This window comes from Mesorhizobium sp. M7A.F.Ca.US.010.02.1.1 (genome assembly GCF_004023085.1).
Taxonomy (GTDB): Bacteria; Pseudomonadota; Alphaproteobacteria; order Rhizobiales; family Rhizobiaceae; genus Mesorhizobium.
The window spans coordinates 83,536-100,024 of the sequence record NZ_RZRV01000005.1; the positions used below are offsets into that span (position 1 = coordinate 83,536).

General features: G+C 63.4%; 14 protein-coding genes. 13 read left to right on the top strand and 1 reads right to left on the bottom strand.

The genetic code is table 11. The features are described from left to right. Window positions 1-7: 7 nt before the first annotated feature. On the bottom strand, window positions 8-1,162 hold the full coding sequence (locus EOA19_RS07020) for a dihydrodipicolinate synthase family protein (protein WP_128303131.1): 1,155 nt from the start codon (window positions 1,160-1,162) through the stop codon (window positions 8-10). Between the two features lie 240 nt (window positions 1,163-1,402). Between EOA19_RS07020 and EOA19_RS07025 the strand changes: the two genes are divergently transcribed. From EOA19_RS07025 to EOA19_RS07090, 13 genes are all read left to right on the top strand, one after another. Beyond that, window positions 1,403-2,461, top strand: coding sequence for a LacI family DNA-binding transcriptional regulator (locus EOA19_RS07025; RefSeq protein ID WP_023810081.1), 1,059 nt, complete (start codon window positions 1,403-1,405; stop codon window positions 2,459-2,461). Beyond that, window positions 2,458-4,059, top strand: coding sequence for an acyl CoA:acetate/3-ketoacid CoA transferase (locus tag EOA19_RS07030; RefSeq protein ID WP_128303132.1), 1,602 nt, complete (start codon window positions 2,458-2,460; stop codon window positions 4,057-4,059). Before EOA19_RS07025 ends, EOA19_RS07030 begins: the two co-directional genes overlap by 4 nt. Then, window positions 4,052-4,828 (top strand): enoyl-CoA hydratase/isomerase family protein, encoded by a 777-nt coding sequence (locus EOA19_RS07035; RefSeq protein ID WP_128303133.1) that lies wholly within the window; start codon window positions 4,052-4,054, stop codon window positions 4,826-4,828. The genes EOA19_RS07030 and EOA19_RS07035 overlap by 8 nt, the downstream gene beginning before the upstream one ends. Before the next feature lie 10 nt (window positions 4,829-4,838). Further along, a complete protein-coding gene (locus tag EOA19_RS07040) occupies window positions 4,839-6,350 on the top strand; it encodes an aldehyde dehydrogenase family protein (RefSeq protein WP_128303134.1) in 1,512 nt (503 codons plus the stop codon). Between the two features lie 58 nt (window positions 6,351-6,408). Continuing rightward, on the top strand, window positions 6,409-7,662 hold the full coding sequence (locus EOA19_RS07045) for an ABC transporter substrate-binding protein (protein ID WP_128303135.1): 1,254 nt from the start codon (window positions 6,409-6,411) through the stop codon (window positions 7,660-7,662). 104 nt (window positions 7,663-7,766) lie between these two features. Continuing rightward, complete coding sequence (locus EOA19_RS07050) at window positions 7,767-8,723, top strand: sugar ABC transporter permease (protein WP_127290550.1); 957 nt, start codon at window positions 7,767-7,769, stop codon at window positions 8,721-8,723. After that, window positions 8,720-9,664: a carbohydrate ABC transporter permease gene (locus tag EOA19_RS07055; RefSeq protein ID WP_128303136.1), complete on the top strand. Its 945-nt coding sequence runs from the start codon at window positions 8,720-8,722 to the stop codon at window positions 9,662-9,664. The genes EOA19_RS07050 and EOA19_RS07055 overlap by 4 nt, the downstream gene beginning before the upstream one ends. A 4-nt stretch (window positions 9,665-9,668) precedes the next feature. Then, window positions 9,669-10,784: an ABC transporter ATP-binding protein gene (locus EOA19_RS07060; RefSeq protein WP_128303137.1), complete on the top strand. Its 1,116-nt coding sequence runs from the start codon at window positions 9,669-9,671 to the stop codon at window positions 10,782-10,784. Window positions 10,785-10,872: 88 nt separating this feature from the next. Continuing rightward, complete coding sequence (locus EOA19_RS07070; protein WP_128303138.1) at window positions 10,873-12,375, top strand: GMC family oxidoreductase; 1,503 nt, start codon at window positions 10,873-10,875, stop codon at window positions 12,373-12,375. After that, on the top strand, window positions 12,372-13,133 hold the full coding sequence (locus EOA19_RS07075; RefSeq protein WP_128303139.1) for a 3-ketoacyl-ACP reductase: 762 nt from the start codon (window positions 12,372-12,374) through the stop codon (window positions 13,131-13,133). Before EOA19_RS07070 ends, EOA19_RS07075 begins: the two co-directional genes overlap by 4 nt. A 12-nt stretch (window positions 13,134-13,145) precedes the next feature. After that, window positions 13,146-14,774: a choline dehydrogenase gene (locus EOA19_RS07080; RefSeq protein WP_023810092.1), complete on the top strand. Its 1,629-nt coding sequence runs from the start codon at window positions 13,146-13,148 to the stop codon at window positions 14,772-14,774. 17 nt (window positions 14,775-14,791) lie between these two features. Next, window positions 14,792-15,100 carry a Dabb family protein gene (locus EOA19_RS07085; protein WP_023810093.1) on the top strand — a complete coding sequence of 103 codons (309 nt, stop codon included), beginning with the start codon at window positions 14,792-14,794 and terminating at the stop codon, window positions 15,098-15,100. Between the two features lie 170 nt (window positions 15,101-15,270). Continuing rightward, on the top strand, window positions 15,271-16,488 hold the full coding sequence (locus EOA19_RS07090) for an MFS transporter (protein WP_164892876.1): 1,218 nt from the start codon (window positions 15,271-15,273) through the stop codon (window positions 16,486-16,488). Window position 16,489 lies beyond the last annotated feature (1 nt).

Here is a 16,489-nt window from a genome sequence, read left to right on the forward strand (position 1 = left end):
CTGCGCTTCAGATGCCCGCGACGGTGCAAAGGCTCTTCATTCTGGCTACCGCCAGATCGGGATCGGCGAGCAAACCTGCCTGGTCGGCAAGGCGGAACACGTCGGCATAGTGACGGATGCCGCGCGCCGACTGCATGCCGCCGATCATCGCAAAATGGTCCTGATTACCATTCAGCCAGGCCATGAAGACGATGCCGGCCTTATAATATTCGGTCGGCGCTTCGAAGATTTTTCGCGATAGCGGCACGGTCGGCGCCATCAACGCGTCATAGCCGGCGCGGTCACCTTCCGCCAGTTTCGCCAGCGCTGCGTTGGCGACCGGCGCAATCGCGTCGAAAATACCGAGCAGTGCGTGCGAGTGCTTCCTGCCGTCGCCGGCGATCAGTTCGGGATAATTGAAATCGTCGCCAGTGAACATGACGACGCCGTCCGGCAGCCGGTTCCTGAGCGCAACTTCCTTGCCGGCATCGAGCAATGAGATTTTTATCCCTTCGACCTTGCCGGCGTGGCGTTCGATGATGGCAACCACGGTGTCGAGCGCGGCCTCGAAATCGCTGCTGCCCCAATAGCCCCTGAGCGCCGGATCGAACATGTCGCCCAGCCAGTGCAGGATGACCTTGCCGGAGACCTGGCCGAGAATTCGGTCGTAAACACGCACATAGTCATCCGGGCCCTTGGCTGTCGCCGCGAGCGCCCGGCTGGCCATCATGATCGCGTTGCCGCCGAGCCCTTCGATGAAAGCGAACTGCTGCTCATAGGCGCTGATTACATCGTCGAGCGTCCTGGCAGCGGCGGGCGCCAGATGGTCGGTGCCGGCACCCGAGGCGAGATCGGCGCCATCGACGGTGCGCGCCTCGGCGATCGAACGGCGGATCAATTCCTGTGCGTTTGCCCAGTCGAAGCCCATGCCGCGCTGCGACGTGTCCATCGCTTCGGCGATGCGGAAGCCCAGCCGCCACAGATGGTGACGGAACGCCATCGTCCTGTCCCAGTCGACCACCGGCCTGGACCACGGATCGGTCATGGCGAGCGGATCGGCAACGATGTGCGCGGCGGCATAGGCGATACGCGAAAATCGCGCGCCGACCATCGGCTGCACGGGTTCGCCGATCAGCGTGTAGCGGGTGCTGCCGCCACCTTCACCAGGCAAGGAAATGTCCATCCATCTCTCCCTTCGAAACGCTACTAAATGGAACGTTCCAATAAATCAAGAACCTTTAAGATTCGCACGCCCCCGCAGAAGAGAATGCTGCATTGCAACAAAAAAGCCTTACAGGGCATGCCATTTGAGTACGCACAATCGATGTTCGAGGCGCTGGAAAAATCCCGATTGACTCACGAGCGGAGCAGAGATTAGAACGTTCCAATACTTTTGAGCTGCACTCGGGGAGGATGCATCTGGATGGCCAACCGGGCCAAGGCAACGATATTCGACATCGCCCGCGAAGCAGGCGTGTCCAAATCGACGGTATCGCTCGTGCTCCAGGGCAGCGGGCTGATCCGGCCCGAAACAGCGAGCAAGGTGCGCAAGGCGATCGAGGATGTCGGTTACGTCTACAACCGCGGCGCCGCCAATCTGCGCAAGGCGCACTCCAACGTCATCGGCATGGTCATCAACGATCTCACCAATCCTTTCTTCGCAGAGCTGGCGGTTGGCATGGAACGCGTCTTCCAGTCGGCCGGTATCGTGCCGTTCATCGCCAACACGGCGGAAAATCCGGTGCGCCAGGAAGAAGTGCTGAAGTCGTTGATGGAGCAAGGCGTCGCCGGTCTCATCGTGTCGCCGGCTCGCGGCACGACGCCGGGCGCCTTCCGTAGGATCGAGACGGCGGGCCTGCCGGTGGTCTTCGCCATGCGCCGGCTACCGGAAAGCCGCATCCCCGTGATCGCGCCCGATAATCATCGCGGCGCCTATCTCGCCACCGCTCATCTGATCGGCAAGGGACATCGCCGGCTGGTCTTCTTCGGCGGCTCGTCCGACCTGGTGGTCTATCACGAGCGGCTTGGCGGATTTCGCGAAGCCTGCGAGACGCAGGGCATCGCCGCCCGCGACGCACTGGTCGTCGAGGGCGAGACCAGCCGCAGAGGTGGTATAGCGTGCCTGGAAACCGCTCTCGCTATGGCTGAGCCGCCGACCGCGGCGCTCTGCTTCAACGACGCTGTCGCCTTTGGCGCCATGCTGGCGCTGCGCAAGCGTAGGCTTGAGCCGGGAACTGATTTCGCCATCGTCGGTTTCGACGACGTGGCCGAGGCCGAGCATTACATGCCGGCGCTGACCAGCGTCGCGGTGGACTCGGCCGGCCTCGGCGAACGCGCCGCCCATGTCATGCTGAAAATGATCCAGTCGCGCACCACGCGGGCCGAGGACCATATCGGCGCGGTCAATCTGGTCGTCAGGGAAAGCTGTGGCCCGGATCGCCGCACCCGAAACAGGACGGCCGGTTCGGGGAGCATGAATTGAGCAAGGTCGTTTCGGCAGCGCAGGCAGCGGGCCTGATCAAGGACGGCATGGTCGTATCCGTGTCGTCGTCGAGCGGTCTCGGCTGTCCGGACGCGGTGCTTGCCGCGATCGGCGAACGCTTCGATGGGGAAGGCCACCCAAAAAATATCACCACACTTCACCCGATCGCCGCCGGCGACATGTACGGCATCAAAGGCATCGACCATCTGGCCAAGCCCGGCCTGCTGAAGCGTACTTTGTGCGGCTCCTACCCGTCCGGCCCCTCCTCTTCCGAACCGCCGCAGATCTGGAAGATGATCGGCGACAATTCGGTCGCCGCCTACAACGTGCCGTCCGGCATCCTGTTCGACATGCACCGCGAAGCGGCCGCCAAGCGGCCGGGCGTGCTGACCAAGGTCGGTCTCGACACCTTCGCCGACCCGCGCCACCAGGGCTGCGCCATGAACGCCGCCGCCAGCGAGCCGATCGTTTCGGTGCAGCAGTTCGACGGCGAGGAATGGCTCTATTTCCGCTCCATCGTGCCGCAGGTCTCGATCATCCGCGCCACGTCAGCCGACGAGCGCGGCAACCTCACCTATGAGCATGAGGGTGCCTATCTCGGCGGCCTCGAACAGGCACTCGCCGCCCGCAACAATGGCGGCATCGTTATCGCGCAGGTCAAGCGCGTCGTCGAAAACGGCACGCTGAAACCGCATGATGTGCGCGTGCCAGGCGTCCTGGTCGACCACATCGTCGTCGCGCCCGACCAGTTGCAGACGACGCTGACACCCTATGACCCGGCCATCTCCGGAGAAATTTTCCGGCCGCTGTCGAGCTTCCGCACGCCGGAGATGAACGTCCAGAAAGTGATCGCGCGCCGCGTCGCCATGGAGTTGCGCGACGGCATGGCCGTCAACATCGGCTTCGGTATTTCCGCCAATGTCCCTCGTATCCTTCTCGAGGAAGGACAGCACGGCAAGATTACCTGGGTGATCGAACAGGGCGCGGTCGGCGGCGTGCCGCTGCTCGACTTCAAATTCGGCTGTTCGTCGAACGCCGACGCCTTCATGCCCTCGCCGCACCAGTTCATCTATTTCCAGGCCGGCGGCTTCGACGCTTCGCTGCTGTCCTTCCTGCAGATCGATCGCCATGGCTCGGTCAATGTCTCGAAGCTTTCGGCGCGCCCGCATGTCACCGCCGGCGCCGGCGGCTTTGTCGACATCACCGCACGGGCGAGGAAGATCGTCTTCTCCGGCTTCTTCAACGCCGGCGCCAAGCTGTCTCTGGCCGATGGCGGTATCCGCATCGAGCAGGAGGGCAAGGTCAAGAAGGTGGTCAACGAGGTCGAGCACATCTCGTTTTCGGGGAAGCGCGCGGTCGCGCAGGGGCAGGACATCACCTATGTCACCGAGCGCTGCGTGATGAGGCTCACGCCGGAGGGCCTGGTCGTCACAGAACTCGCACCCGGCATCGATCTACAGCGCGATGTGCTGGCGCAGTCGGAAATCCCGTTGGGCGTTGCCAAGGACCTCAAGACGACACCGGCAGCCCTCTATCAGGAGCAACCGATAGGCCTGTCACTGAATGGCGGCGCCTCGCTCGGAGGCGCGCATGGCTGAGCCTCTCGTCACCTTCAAACAGGATGGCGCCCTCGGCATCGTCACGCTGCGCCGGCCGGAGAAATTCAACGCACTGGATATCCCCATGCTTCGCGCGCTCGAAACAGCGCTCGACGAAGCGGAAGCGGCCGACGGCGTGCGCGTCGTGCTCATCCGTGGCGAAGGCAAGGGCTTCTGCGCCGGCGGCGATGTCGAGGCGTGGGCGCGGATGAGTGCCGCCGATTTCCAGGTGCAATGGGTGCGCTATGGCCACCGCGTCTTCGACCGCTTGGCGCGGCTGCGGCAGCCGACCATCGCCGTCCTGTCCGGCCATGCGCTGGGCGGCGGCCTGGAGTTGGCTGTGGCTTGCGACTTCCGCGTGGCGGAAACACAAGTGAAACTGGGCTTCCCTGAAACTTCGATCGGTGTCGTGCCCGGCTGGTCAGGCACGCAGCGCGCCGTGCGCCGCTTCGGCGCGCAGACGGTGCGCCGCATGGCGCTCGGCGGCGAGATCTTTCTCGCCCCCGAGGCACTCGCTCTGGGCATCGTCGACCGGGTGGTCGCGACTGGCAAGGCATACGACGAAGCAAGGGCGTGGGCGGAAAAGATCGCCGAGCGCGGCCCGCTGGCGACCGAAGCCGCCAAGCTGATGATCGCGGTCGCCGAAGGCGAGGAAAGTGCCGCCGCCACCGAAGCGCTGGCCAGCGGCTTCATCGCCCTGACCGGAGATCTCAAGGCCGGCGTCGATGCCTTCAAGGCCAAGCAGAAGCCAGCCTTTTCGAGATCCTAGAGGAAAACAGATGAACGCCCCCCTCAAGATCGCCATGCCGGCCGAGGCGGCTGCGGCACCGAAAGCGTACAGACTGCTGATCGACGGCAAGCATGTCGATGCCCGCGACGGCCGCACGATTGCTCGAAATAGCCCCGGCCACGGCTTCACCGTCTCGCACTACGCGCAGGCCGGCGAGGCCGAAGTGGAAGCCGCTGTGCAGGCCGCCCACAAGGCGTTCGAGACCGGACCATGGCCGCGCATGAAGGCAGCTGAGCGTGCCGCGATCCTGCTCAAGGCGGCTGACCTGATCGAGGGCCGGCTGGAAGAGATCGCCCGGCTCGATGCACTGGAATCCGGCAAGCCGATCGCCCAGGCGCGCGGTGAGATTGGCGGCGCCGTCGATATCTGGCGCTACGCCGCCTCGCTCGCCCGCACGCTGCACGGCGAAAGCTATGCCAATCTCGGCGATGCCATGCTGGGCGTCGTGCTGCGCGAGCCGATCGGCGTCGTCTCGATCATCACGCCGTGGAATTTCCCGTTCCTGATCGTCAGCCAGAAACTGCCTTTCGCGCTCGCCGCCGGCTGCACGGCGGTGGTCAAGCCGAGCGAAATGACCTCGGCCTCGACCTTTGTGCTCGGCGATATCCTGCTGCAGGCCGGCCTCCCGCCCGGCGTCGTCAACATCCTGGCCGGGCTTGGCGCCGACGTCGGCGCGCCGATGGTCAGCCATCCCCTGGTCGACATGGTCTCGTTCACCGGCTCGACCCGCGTCGGCAAGATGACCATGGCGTCCGCCGCGCTATCGCTGAAGAAAGTTTCGATGGAGCTCGGCGGCAAGAACGGTCAGGTCGTCTTCCCGGACGCCGACCTCGAAGCGGCCGCCGATGCGGCGGTGTTCGGCGGCTTCTTCAATGCCGGCGAGTGCTGCAATGCCGGCAGCCGGCTGATCGTGCACGAGGCGATCGCCGACGATTTTCTCAGCGCCGTCAAGGCGCTTACCGCCAGGGTTACGGTCGGCGATCCGCTCGATGACCAAACCAAAGTCGGCGCGATGATCTCGTCAGACCACCTAGCCAAGGTGGCAGGGTACGTCACGGCAGCCGCGGCCGAGGGCAGCAGCGTCTATAGCGGAGGCAAGCAATTGGCCTCCAATGTCGGCCAATATCTCGATCCCACCATCATTCGCGGCGTCACCGAGGATATGGCCATCGCCCGCGAAGAAGTATTCGGCCCGGTGCTCTCGGTGCTGACATTTGAATCGATTGAAAAGGCGTTGCACATCGCCAACGACACGCCTTATGGTTTGTCGGCGGGCGTGTGGAGCGCCAGCATCGACACCTGCATGTCGGTGGCGCGTGGGGTGCGTTCGGGAACCGTTTGGGTGAACACGTTCATGGAAGGTTATCCCGAGCTGCCTTTCGGAGGCTACAAGCAGTCCGGTCTCGGACGCGAACTCGGCAAACGCGCCGTCGAGGACTATACCGAGGAAAAGACAATCCAGTTTCATCGCGGCCAGCGCACCGGGTGGTGGGTCGGCTGAGTTGAGAAGAACCCGGTGGGCTTCCACCGGTCGTGTAATGCAACAAGGGAGGAAGTACATGTTGCGCAAACTGCTTATCGGAACGGCTCTCGCGTCGGGCCTGGCTTTCGCGGCCCATGCCGAGGACGTCAAGGAAGTCCAGATGCTGCATTGGTGGACGTCGGGCGGCGAAGCGGCTGCTCTCAACGTCCTCAAGGGCGATCTGGCCAAGGAAGGCTATGCCTGGAAGGACGTGCCGGTGGCCGGCGGCGGCGGCGACGCGGCCATGACCGCGCTGAAGGCGATGGTCGCGGCCGGCAATTATCCGACGGCCTCGCAGATGCTCGGCTACACCGTGCTCGACTACGCCGCCGCCGGCGTCATGGGCGACCTGACCGAGACGGCGAAGAAGGAAGGCTGGGACAAGTCCGTTCCGGCAGCCCTGCAGAAGTTTTCGGTCTATGAGGGCAAGTGGGTCGCGGCTCCGGTCAACGTTCACTCGGTCAACTGGCTGTGGATCAACAAGGCCGTCCTGGACAAGATCGGCGGCACCGAGCCGAAGACCTTCGACGACTTCATTGCTCTGCTCGACAAGGCCAAGGCGGCAGGGGTGATCCCGCTCGCTCTCGGCGGCCAGAACTGGCAGGAAGCCACGATGTTCGACTCGGTCGTGCTGTCGACCGGCGGACCCGAGTTCTACAAGAAGGCCTTCAACGACCTCGATGACGAGTCCCTGAAGTCCGACACGATGAAGAAGTCGTTCGACAATCTGGCCAAGCTCGTCACCTATGTCGACCCCAACTTCTCGGGCCGCGACTGGAACCTTGCCACCGCCATGGTCATCAAGGGCGATGCTCTGGTGCAGGTCATGGGCGATTGGGCCAAGGGCGAGTTCAACGCCGCCAAGAAAACGCCGGGCACCGACTTCCTCTGCTATCGCTTCCCGGGCACCGACGGCTCGGTGATCTACAACTCCGACATGTTCGGCATGTTCAACGTTCCGGAAGACCGCAAGGCCGCCCAGGTCGCGCTGGCCACCGCCACCCTGTCGAAGAGCTTCCAGTCGGCCTTCAACGTCGTCAAGGGTTCGGTCCCCGCCCGTACCGACGTTCCGGACACCGACTTCGACGCTTGCGGAAAAAAGGGCATCGCCGACCTGAAGGCAGCCAACGAAGGCGGCACGCTGTTCGGATCGCTGGCCCAGGGCTATGGCGCGCCTCCGGCGGTCGCCAATGCCTACAAGGATGTCGTCTCCAAATTCGTCCATGGTCAGATCAAGACCTCGGACGAGGCCGTGACCGAGCTGGTCAAGGCGATCGACGACGCCAAGTAAGCGCCACGCGCCAAAAACCCCTTCCCCGCTCCGGCGGGGAAGGCCCAGATCCGCGAACTTAGATCCGCGAAGCTGGTTGGCCGCGAGTCGACGGGAGGAGCCCCATGAGCACGGTAGCGACAAGCCAGATCAAGCTGACGCCGGAGCATGCGCGGCCACGCGCCTCGGTGCGCTCACGCCTGCAGGACGCATTGCCGAAGATCGTGCTGGCGCCCAGCTTTGCCATCACCATCGTCTTCGTCTACGGCTTCATCCTGTGGACGATCTATTTGTCCTTCACCAATTCCAAGACCTTTCCATCCTATGTCATCACCGGCTCGCGCGCCTATCAGCGACTGTGGGGCTGGACCTTCGACACCGACCCGCCCTCGAGCTGGTACACGTCGATCACCAATATGGGTATCTTCGGCTTTCTCTACATCTTCATCTGCCTGGCGCTCGGCCTGTTCCTGGCCATCCTGCTCGACCAGAAGATCCGCGGCGAAGGCGTGTTGAGGCCGATCTATCTCTACCCGATGGCGCTGTCCTTCATCGTCACCGGCGTCGCCTGGAAATGGTTCCTCGATCCCGGCCTCGGCCTCGAGCAGACCTTGCATCAATGGGGCTGGACGAGCTTCCATTTCGACTGGATCAAGAACAAGGATTTCGTCATCTACACGGTGGTCATTGCCGGCGTCTGGCAGGCCTCCGGCTTCATCATGGCGATGTTCCTGGCCGGCCTGCGCGGCATCGACGGCGAGATCATGAAGGCGGCGCAGATCGACGGCGCCACCACCTTCCAGCTCTACCGCCGCATCGTCATTCCGCTGCTGAGGCCGATCTTCCTGTCAGCCTTCATCGTGCTCGCGCACCTCGCCATCAAGTCCTACGATCTGGTCGTGGCGCTGACCAGCGGCGGCCCCGGCGGCTCGGCCTGGCTGCCCTCCAACTTCATGTATGAGTACACGTTCAAGCGCAACGAGATGGCCGTCGGCTCGGCAAGTGCGGTGATCATGCTGATGACCATCGTCGCCATCATCGTGCCCTATCTCTATTCGGAACTGCGGGAGAAGCCGCGATGAGCGCCGTCACCACCCCCGCCCGCCAGGCCTCCGGCGGCGTCAACGTCAAGATCCTCAACCGTATCGTCATCTACGGGCTGCTGGCGCTGTTTGCGCTATTTTATCTGATGCCGCTGTTCGTCATGCTGGTGACCTCGTTCAAGACCATGGACGAGATCCAGAACGGCAACATGCTGGCGCTGCCCACGGCGCCGACCTTCGATCCGTGGCTGAAGGCCTGGGGCGAGACCTGCGTCGGCCTCACCTGCGCCGGCATCAAGGGCTATTTCTGGAACTCCATCAAAATGGTGGTCCCGGCCGTGCTGATCTCGACGATGCTCGGCGCGCTCAACGGCTACGTGCTGACCAAGTGGCGTTTTCGCGGGGCAACGCTGGTGTTCGGGCTGATGCTGTTCGCCTGCTTCATCCCGTTCCAGTCGGTGCTGCTGCCGATGGCGACCATCCTCGGCAGCCTCGGCCGCTTCGGCGTCACGCTGCAGAATGCAACGGGAACCAGCTTTGGCCTCGGCAACCCGACGGTCAACCTCGTCTTCGTCCACGTCGTCTACGGCATCGGCTTCACCACGCTGTTCTTCCGCAACTACTATGAGGCGTTCCCGACCGAACTGGTCAAGGCGGCACAGGTCGACGGCGCCTCGTTCTTCCAGATCTTCCGCCGCATCATGCTGCCGAATTCGATGCCGATCTTCGTCGTCACGGTGATCTACCAGTTCACCAACATCTGGAACGACTTCCTGTTCGCCTCGGCTTACGCCGGCACCGGCGACGCGATGCCGATGACGGTGGCGCTCAACAACGTCGTCAACACGTCGACCGGCGTCGTCGAATACAACGTCAACATGGCCGCCGCGATGATCGCGGCACTGCCCACCCTTCTCGTCTATGTGCTCGCCGGCCGCTATTTCGTGCGTGGTCTCATGGCTGGCGCCGTCAAAGGATGATGTGATGGCTTTTCTGGAAATTGATGGTCTGAGAAAGCGCTTCGGCCAGGTCGAGATCCTCAAAGGGATCGATCTCGAACTCGAGAAAGGCGGCTTCCTGGTGCTGGTCGGCCCTTCCGGCTGCGGCAAGTCGACGTTGCTCAACACCATCGCCGGCCTGGAGACGATCACCTCGGGCGAAATCCGCGTCGATGGCCGCACGATCAACGATCTGCATCCCTCCAAGCGCGACATCGCCATGGTTTTCCAGAGCTACGCGCTCTACCCCAACATGACGGTGGCCGGAAACATCTCCTTCGGCATGGAGATGCGCGGCGTGCCGGCGGCGGAGCGCCAGAAGGCCATCGACAAGGTGGCGAAGGTGCTGCAGATCGGTCATCTGCTGCAGCGCAAGCCGAGCCAGCTTTCGGGCGGTCAGCGCCAGCGCGTCGCCATGGGCCGGGCGCTGGTACGCGACCCAAAACTGTTCCTTTTCGACGAGCCATTGTCCAACCTCGACGCCAAGCTGCGCGTCGACATGCGCATCGAAATCAAGCGCCTGCACGCCACCACCGGCACCACCATCGTCTACGTCACGCACGACCAGATCGAGGCGATGACGCTGGCCACTAAGATCGCGGTCATGCGGGATGGCGAGGTGCAGCAGTTCGGTACGCCGGCCGAAATTTACAACAATCCGAGCAATCTCTTCGTCGCCGATTTCATGGGCTCGCCGGCGATGAACCTGATCCCGGCGACCATCGGCACGTCAGGCAATGCGCTGTCGGTCGTGCTGCAGCGCGAGGCGCGCGAGCCGATCTCGCTGCCGATGGCCAATGCGCCGGCGGGCCTGTCGGCATTCCAGGGCAAGCCGATCATCTTCGGTGTCCGCCCCGAAGCCCTGACCGATCCGGAAGGTGCCGAGCGCAACGCCTCGCACATCGCAACCGCAGACTGTCACATCGAGGTCGTCGAACCGGCCGGCTCGGATACCTTCGCCGTCACCAATCTCGGCGGCAAGGGCGTGGTGGCGCGGCTGCGCGCCGACGCCAACATCCAGCCGGGCACCAACACGCCGCTCGCCTTCAACCTGACCAAGGCGGTGTTCTTCGATCCGGCGACCGAGACCCGTATTCGCTAATGTATGTCGCCCAAAAGTGGATCCGGTTTTGGGGCAACGACATGCATCAAAACAAGAAACTAAAGCGCGTCGGGACGCGATTTAGGCCATGACAAATCCGGACATCGTCATCATCGGCTCCGGCATCGGCGGCGCCACGATCGCCTCCGGCCTTGCCGGCAGCGGCGCCTCGATCCTGATGCTGGAACGCGGCGAGCCGTTGCCGGCGACACCGCACGCGCGCGACACACGCTCGATCTTTGTCGACGGCCATTACAGGCCGAAGGAGATGTGGCGTGAGGCCGGTGGTGCCGCCTTCAACCCCGGCAATTACTACTATGTCGGCGGCAATTCGAAGTTCTATGGCGCGGTGCTGATCCGCTACCGCAAGGAAGATTTCGCCGCCATGGAGCACTTTGGCGGCGTCTCGCCGGCATGGCCGTTTTCCTATGAGGAATTCGAGCCCTGGTATTCGAAAGCCGAACAGCTGTTTCGCGTGCGCGGCACGCTGGGCGAGGATCCGACCGAGCCGTTCCATTCGATCCCCTACGCCTACAAGCCGGTGCCTGACGAGGCGCCCATCGCCCGCGCCCGCGCCGAGCTGAAAAACCTTGGCCTGCATCCGGCCTCGCTGCCGCTCGGTGTCGACATCGACACCTGGCTGAAAGAGGGCAAGACCGGCTGGGATGCTTTCCCGAACACCGGCCAGGGCAAGGTCGACGCGCAGACCGGTCCGCTGACGGCGGCGCTGACCGACCAGAACATTCGGCTCGAGACTGGCGCTTGCGTCGAATATCTCGAAGCCTCGGCGGACGGCACGACGATATCAGCCATTCACTACCGCCAGAATGGCGAGTTGAAGAAAGTATCACCGAAGCTGGTCATCCTCTCAGCCGGCGCGGTCAATTCCGCAGTCATCCTGCTGCGCTCGCCCTCTCCTGATGGCAAAGGCCTGGCCAACCGGTCCGACCAGGTCGGCCGCAATTTCATGAACCACAATTCGAGCGCCATGCTGGCGATCGACCCGCGCCGCCGCAACGATGCCGTGTACCAGAAGACGCTGATGCTGAACGACTATTACCTGTCCGGCGGCAAGGGCGGCAAGCCGCTCGGCAACGTCCAGCTGCTCGGCAAGATCGACGGCAACATGCTGCAGGCCAATGTCAGGTACACGCCAAAATTCGCGCTTGATTTCATGGCCGGCCACGCCGTCGACTGGTACCTGATGTGCGAGGACCTGCCGGATCCCGAAAGCCGCATCATGGTTGATGGCAAGGACATCGTCATGCAATGGCGGCGCTCCAACATGCAATCGCTCGACGGGCTGACCAAGGTGATGCGCGAAAACTTCCGCGCCTGCGGTTATCCCATCGTTCTCTCGCGCCCCTTCGACAAGCGCACGCCGTCGCACCAATGCGGCACGATAAAGATGGGCGACGATCCGGCGACGGCGGCGCTCGATCCGTTCTGCCGCTCATTCGATCACCGGAACCTGTTTGTCGTTGACGCCGGCTTCCTGCCGAACTCGGCGGCGGTCAATCCGGCATTGTCGATCGCCGCGCAGGCGCTGCGTGTCGCCGATCACATCCATAAGACGGACCTCGCCGCATGACCCGCCCCTCCGCCATCGTCACCGGCGGCGCGCGCGGCATCGGCCTTGCCTGCGCCCAGGCGTTGGCGGATGTCGGCTTCGATATTCTGATCGCAGATCTTGCCGAAACAGCCGCTGATGGACTTGCCACCGACATCACCAAGCGTGGCGCGAAGTTCGCCTATGTCCGTTGCGACATCGCCGATCTCGCCAGCCACACCGCACTTGTCGATGCCGCGATGCGCGCCTTCGGCCGTATCGACTGCCTGGTCAACAATGCCGGCATCGGCGCCGTGGTGCGCGGTGACCTCTTGGACCTCAAGCCGGAGAATTTCGACCGCACGCTGGGCATCAATCTGCGCGGCACCGTCTTCCTCAGCCAGGCCGTCGCCAAGGCGATGCTGGCTGCGCCAGGCGATCACCAGAGGTCGATCATCACCATCACCTCGGTCAGCGCCGAAATGGCATCGTCGGAGCGACCGGATTACTGCATCTCGAAAGCCGGGCTTTCGATGTGGGTGAAGAACCTGGCGCTGCGGTTGGCGCCCGAAAACATCGGCGTGTTCGAGGTGCGGCCCGGCATCATCCGCACCGACATGACTTCAGGCGTGACCGCCAAATACGATGCCCTCATCGACAGTGGACTGGTGCCGGCCAAACGCTGGGGCGAAGCATCGGACATCGGTGCGGTGGTGGCGACGCTCGCCGGCGGCAGGCTCGGCTTTTCGACCGGCTCGATCATCAATGTCGATGGCGCCCTCTCCGTGCCGCGACTATAAGTGGACAGTGTCATGACCGACTACATCATCGTGGGCGCCGGTCCGGCCGGCTGCGTTCTGGCCAACCGATTGAGCGAGGATCCGGCAAATTCGGTCCTGCTGCTGGAAGCCGGCGGCAAGGACTGGCATCCCTATATCCACATGCCTGCCGGCTTTGCCAAGATGACCAAGGGTATTGCTTCCTGGGGCTGGTCGACCGTGCCGCAGAGTCATATGAAGGACCGCGTCTTCTGGTACACGCAGGCTAAGGTGGTCGGCGGCGGCTCGTCCATCAATGCCCAGATCTACACGCGCGGCAACGCCCGCGACTACGACGACTGGGAGAAGGAAGAAGGCCTCGCCGGCTGGGGCTATCGCGATGTATTGCCCTATTTCAAGCGCGCTGAGAACAACCAGCGCTACGCCAACGATTTTCACGGTGACCAGGGCCCGCTCGGCGTCTCGAACCCGATTGCGCCGCTGCCGATCTGCGAGGCCTATTTCCGTGCCGGGCAGCAGATGGGCATCCCCTTCAACCCGGACTTCAACGGCGCTGCCCAAGAAGGCGTCGGCTATTACCAGCTGACCCAGAAGGATGCCCGGCGCTCGTCCGCTTCAGTCGCCTATTTGAGGCCGATCCGCGCCCGCAAGAACCTGACCGTCCGAACCGATGTGCTGGTGACGCGCATCGTCGTCCAGAAGGGCCGCGCCATCGGCGTCGAAATTGTCGACAGACCGGGCGGCGAGAAGAAAATCCTGCGCGCCGAGCGCGAGGTGATCGTCTCGTCCGGCGCCATCGGCTCGCCGAAACTCTTGATGCAGTCGGGCATCGGCCCCGCCGACCATCTGAAGTCGGTCGGCGTCACGCCGGTGCACGACCTGCCCGGCGTCGGCTCCAACATGCAGGACCATCTTGATCTGTTCGTCATCGCCGAATGTACGGGCGATCACACCTATGACAACTACGCCAAGCTGCACCGCACGGCCTGGGCCGGCCTGCAGTATCTGCTGCTGAAGAAAGGGCCGGTGGCCTCCAGCCTGTTCGAGACCGGCGGCTTCTGGTACGCCGACCCGACCGCCGCCTCGCCCGACATCCAGTTTCATCTCGGCTTGGGTTCCGGCATCGAAGCCGGCGTCGAGAAGCTGAAAAACCCTGGCGTCACCCTGAACTCGGCTTTCCTGCGTCCGCGTTCGCGCGGCACGGTGCGGCTGAAGAGTGCCGACCCGGCCGACCACCCGCTGATCGATCCGAACTATTGGTCCGATCCCTATGACCGCGCCATGTCGATCAAGGGGCTGCGGCTGGCCCGCGAGATCATGCGGCAGAAGGCGCTTGCCCCTTACGTGCTGCGCGAGGTGCTGCCCGGCCCGTCACTCGCCAGCGACGACGAGCTGTTCGACTATGCCTGCCGCAGTTCCAAGACCGACCACCATCCGGTCGGCACCTGCCGCATGGGCCATGATGATATGGCTGTCGTGACGCCGGATCTGCGGCTGCGCGGCATCGAGGGCCTGCGCGTCTGCGACGCCTCGGTGATGCCGCGCGTGCCTTCATCCAACACCAATGCGCCGACCATCATGGTCGGTGAAAAGGGCGCCGACCTGGTCCTTGGCCGCGAGCCGCTGCCGCCGGCGGTGTTTTCCGGAAACCGGGCTGCTTAGCCACTGAGGAGTAAGACATGATCAGGCACTGTGTTTTCGTCAAGCTGCGCAACGATGTCGACGCCACCGAGCGCACGGCGATCCATGCCGATCTCGAGGCGCTGCGACAGGTGATCGACGGCATGGACGCAGTAAAATTCAGCGCCAATGTCAGCCCGGAGCCGTTCGCACGCGGCTTCACCCACGGCTTCACCATCGATTTCCGCGATGCTGCCGCGCGCGATGCCTATCTTGTGCATGAAGCGCACCAGCGCGCCGGCGCGCGCCTGGTCGCTGCCCTGGAAGGCGGCACGGACGGACTGCTGGTGTTTGATCTCGAAATCTAAACCTACCCTCAAGCCACGATCGAGTTCATCGACAGATGGCACCGGTCGGTCTCATCGCACCTTCCGCCATTCCTGCGGGCGTTCGATCAAATGAGCCACGCGAAAACGTGACCACCGGTCTTCCCTGAACTGGCCGATAATTCCCCCCATCGATGATGATGGAGGAAGATTTGCCCCTTAATTCGCAGCAGAAGAAGACCGTCCTTGCCTCATTCCTGGGCTGGACGCTCGATGCTTTCGATTTCTTCCTTCTGACATTCCTGCTCACCGATATCGCGACCGAATTCCACGCCGACGTGCCCGCGGTCTCCAAGGCGCTGTTCCTGACCTTGGCGACACGCTTCATCGGCGCGTTCTTCTTCGGCATGCTTGCCGACAAATACGGGCGCAAGCCGATCCTCATGCTCAACATCGTCAGCTATTCGGTGATTGGCGCGCTGGCCGCCTTCTCGCCCAATCTCGGCATGTTCCTCGCCCTGCGTGCTTTGTTCGGCATCGCCATGGGCGGCGAATGGGGGCTTGGCAGTTCGCTGGCCATGGAGTCCATTCCGCCGAGCGCACGCGGCATGGTCTCCGGCATCCTGCAATGCGGCTATCCGGCCGGCTATCTGCTGGCGGCGGTGGTCTATGGTCTGCTCTATCAGCAGACGATCGGCGGCTACACGATCGGCTGGCGTGCCATGTTCCTGCTCAGCTTCGTGCCGGCGCTGATCGTGCTCTTCATCCGCTCGCATGTGCCGGAATCGCCGGCCTTCGTCGAAGCGCAGAAGACCGCGAGACCGGGCATGTGGGAAACCCTGCAGAAACACTGGGGCGTCGCGCTCTATGCCGTCGTGCTGATGATGTTCTTCAATTTCTTCAGCCATGGCACGCAGGATCTTTATCCGACCTTCCTGAAGAAGCAGCATGGCTTCGATCCGCATACGGTGAGCTGGATCACCATTGTCGCCAATATCGGCGCCATCGTCGGCGGCCTGGCCTTCGGCGCGCTGTCGGAGAAGATCGGCCGCGTCAACGCCATCACGCTGGCATGCCTGATCGCCTTGCCGTCCATCCCGCTATGGGCCTACTCGACCACGCCGTTCATGCTCGCCATCGGCGCCTTCGTCATGCAGGTCGCGGTCCAGGGTGCCTGGGGCGTCATCCCCGTGCACCTCAACGAGCTTTCGCCCGGCGCGGTGCGGGCGACCTTGCCCGGCTTTATCTATCAGGCGGGCAATCTCGCCGCGTCCTATGGCGGCCCCTATCAAGCAGGAATCGCTGAAAGCGCCGGAGGCAGCTATGGCTATGCCCTGGCGCTGTTCGCAGGCGTGGTCGCCGTCTGCATCATCATCGTCATCCGCTTCAGCCCGGAACGACGTGGCCAGGTGATGACGGTCCTGACCTGAG

Bases quoted from the DNA above. Each gene is read 5' to 3' on its own strand.
- EOA19_RS07025 (WP_023810081.1), top strand. From the start codon at position 1,403: ATGGCCAACCGGGCCAAGGCAACGATATTCGACATCGCCCGCGAAGCA.
- EOA19_RS07085 (WP_023810093.1), top strand. From the start codon at position 14,792: ATGATCAGGCACTGTGTTTTCGTCAAGCTGCGCAACGATGTCGACGCC.
- EOA19_RS07050 (WP_127290550.1), top strand. From the start codon at position 7,767: ATGAGCACGGTAGCGACAAGCCAGATCAAGCTGACGCCGGAGCATGCG.
- EOA19_RS07075 (WP_128303139.1), top strand. From the start codon at position 12,372: ATGACCCGCCCCTCCGCCATCGTCACCGGCGGCGCGCGCGGCATCGGC.
- EOA19_RS07035 (WP_128303133.1), top strand. From the start codon at position 4,052: ATGGCTGAGCCTCTCGTCACCTTCAAACAGGATGGCGCCCTCGGCATC.
- EOA19_RS07060 (WP_128303137.1), top strand. From the start codon at position 9,669: ATGGCTTTTCTGGAAATTGATGGTCTGAGAAAGCGCTTCGGCCAGGTC.
- EOA19_RS07040 (WP_128303134.1), top strand. From the start codon at position 4,839: ATGAACGCCCCCCTCAAGATCGCCATGCCGGCCGAGGCGGCTGCGGCA.
- EOA19_RS07070 (WP_128303138.1), top strand. From the start codon at position 10,873: ATGACAAATCCGGACATCGTCATCATCGGCTCCGGCATCGGCGGCGCC.
- EOA19_RS07080 (WP_023810092.1), top strand. From the start codon at position 13,146: ATGACCGACTACATCATCGTGGGCGCCGGTCCGGCCGGCTGCGTTCTG.
- EOA19_RS07020 (WP_128303131.1), bottom strand. From the start codon at position 1,162: ATGGACATTTCCTTGCCTGGTGAAGGTGGCGGCAGCACCCGCTACACG.
- EOA19_RS07045 (WP_128303135.1), top strand. From the start codon at position 6,409: ATGTTGCGCAAACTGCTTATCGGAACGGCTCTCGCGTCGGGCCTGGCT.
- EOA19_RS07055 (WP_128303136.1), top strand. From the start codon at position 8,720: ATGAGCGCCGTCACCACCCCCGCCCGCCAGGCCTCCGGCGGCGTCAAC.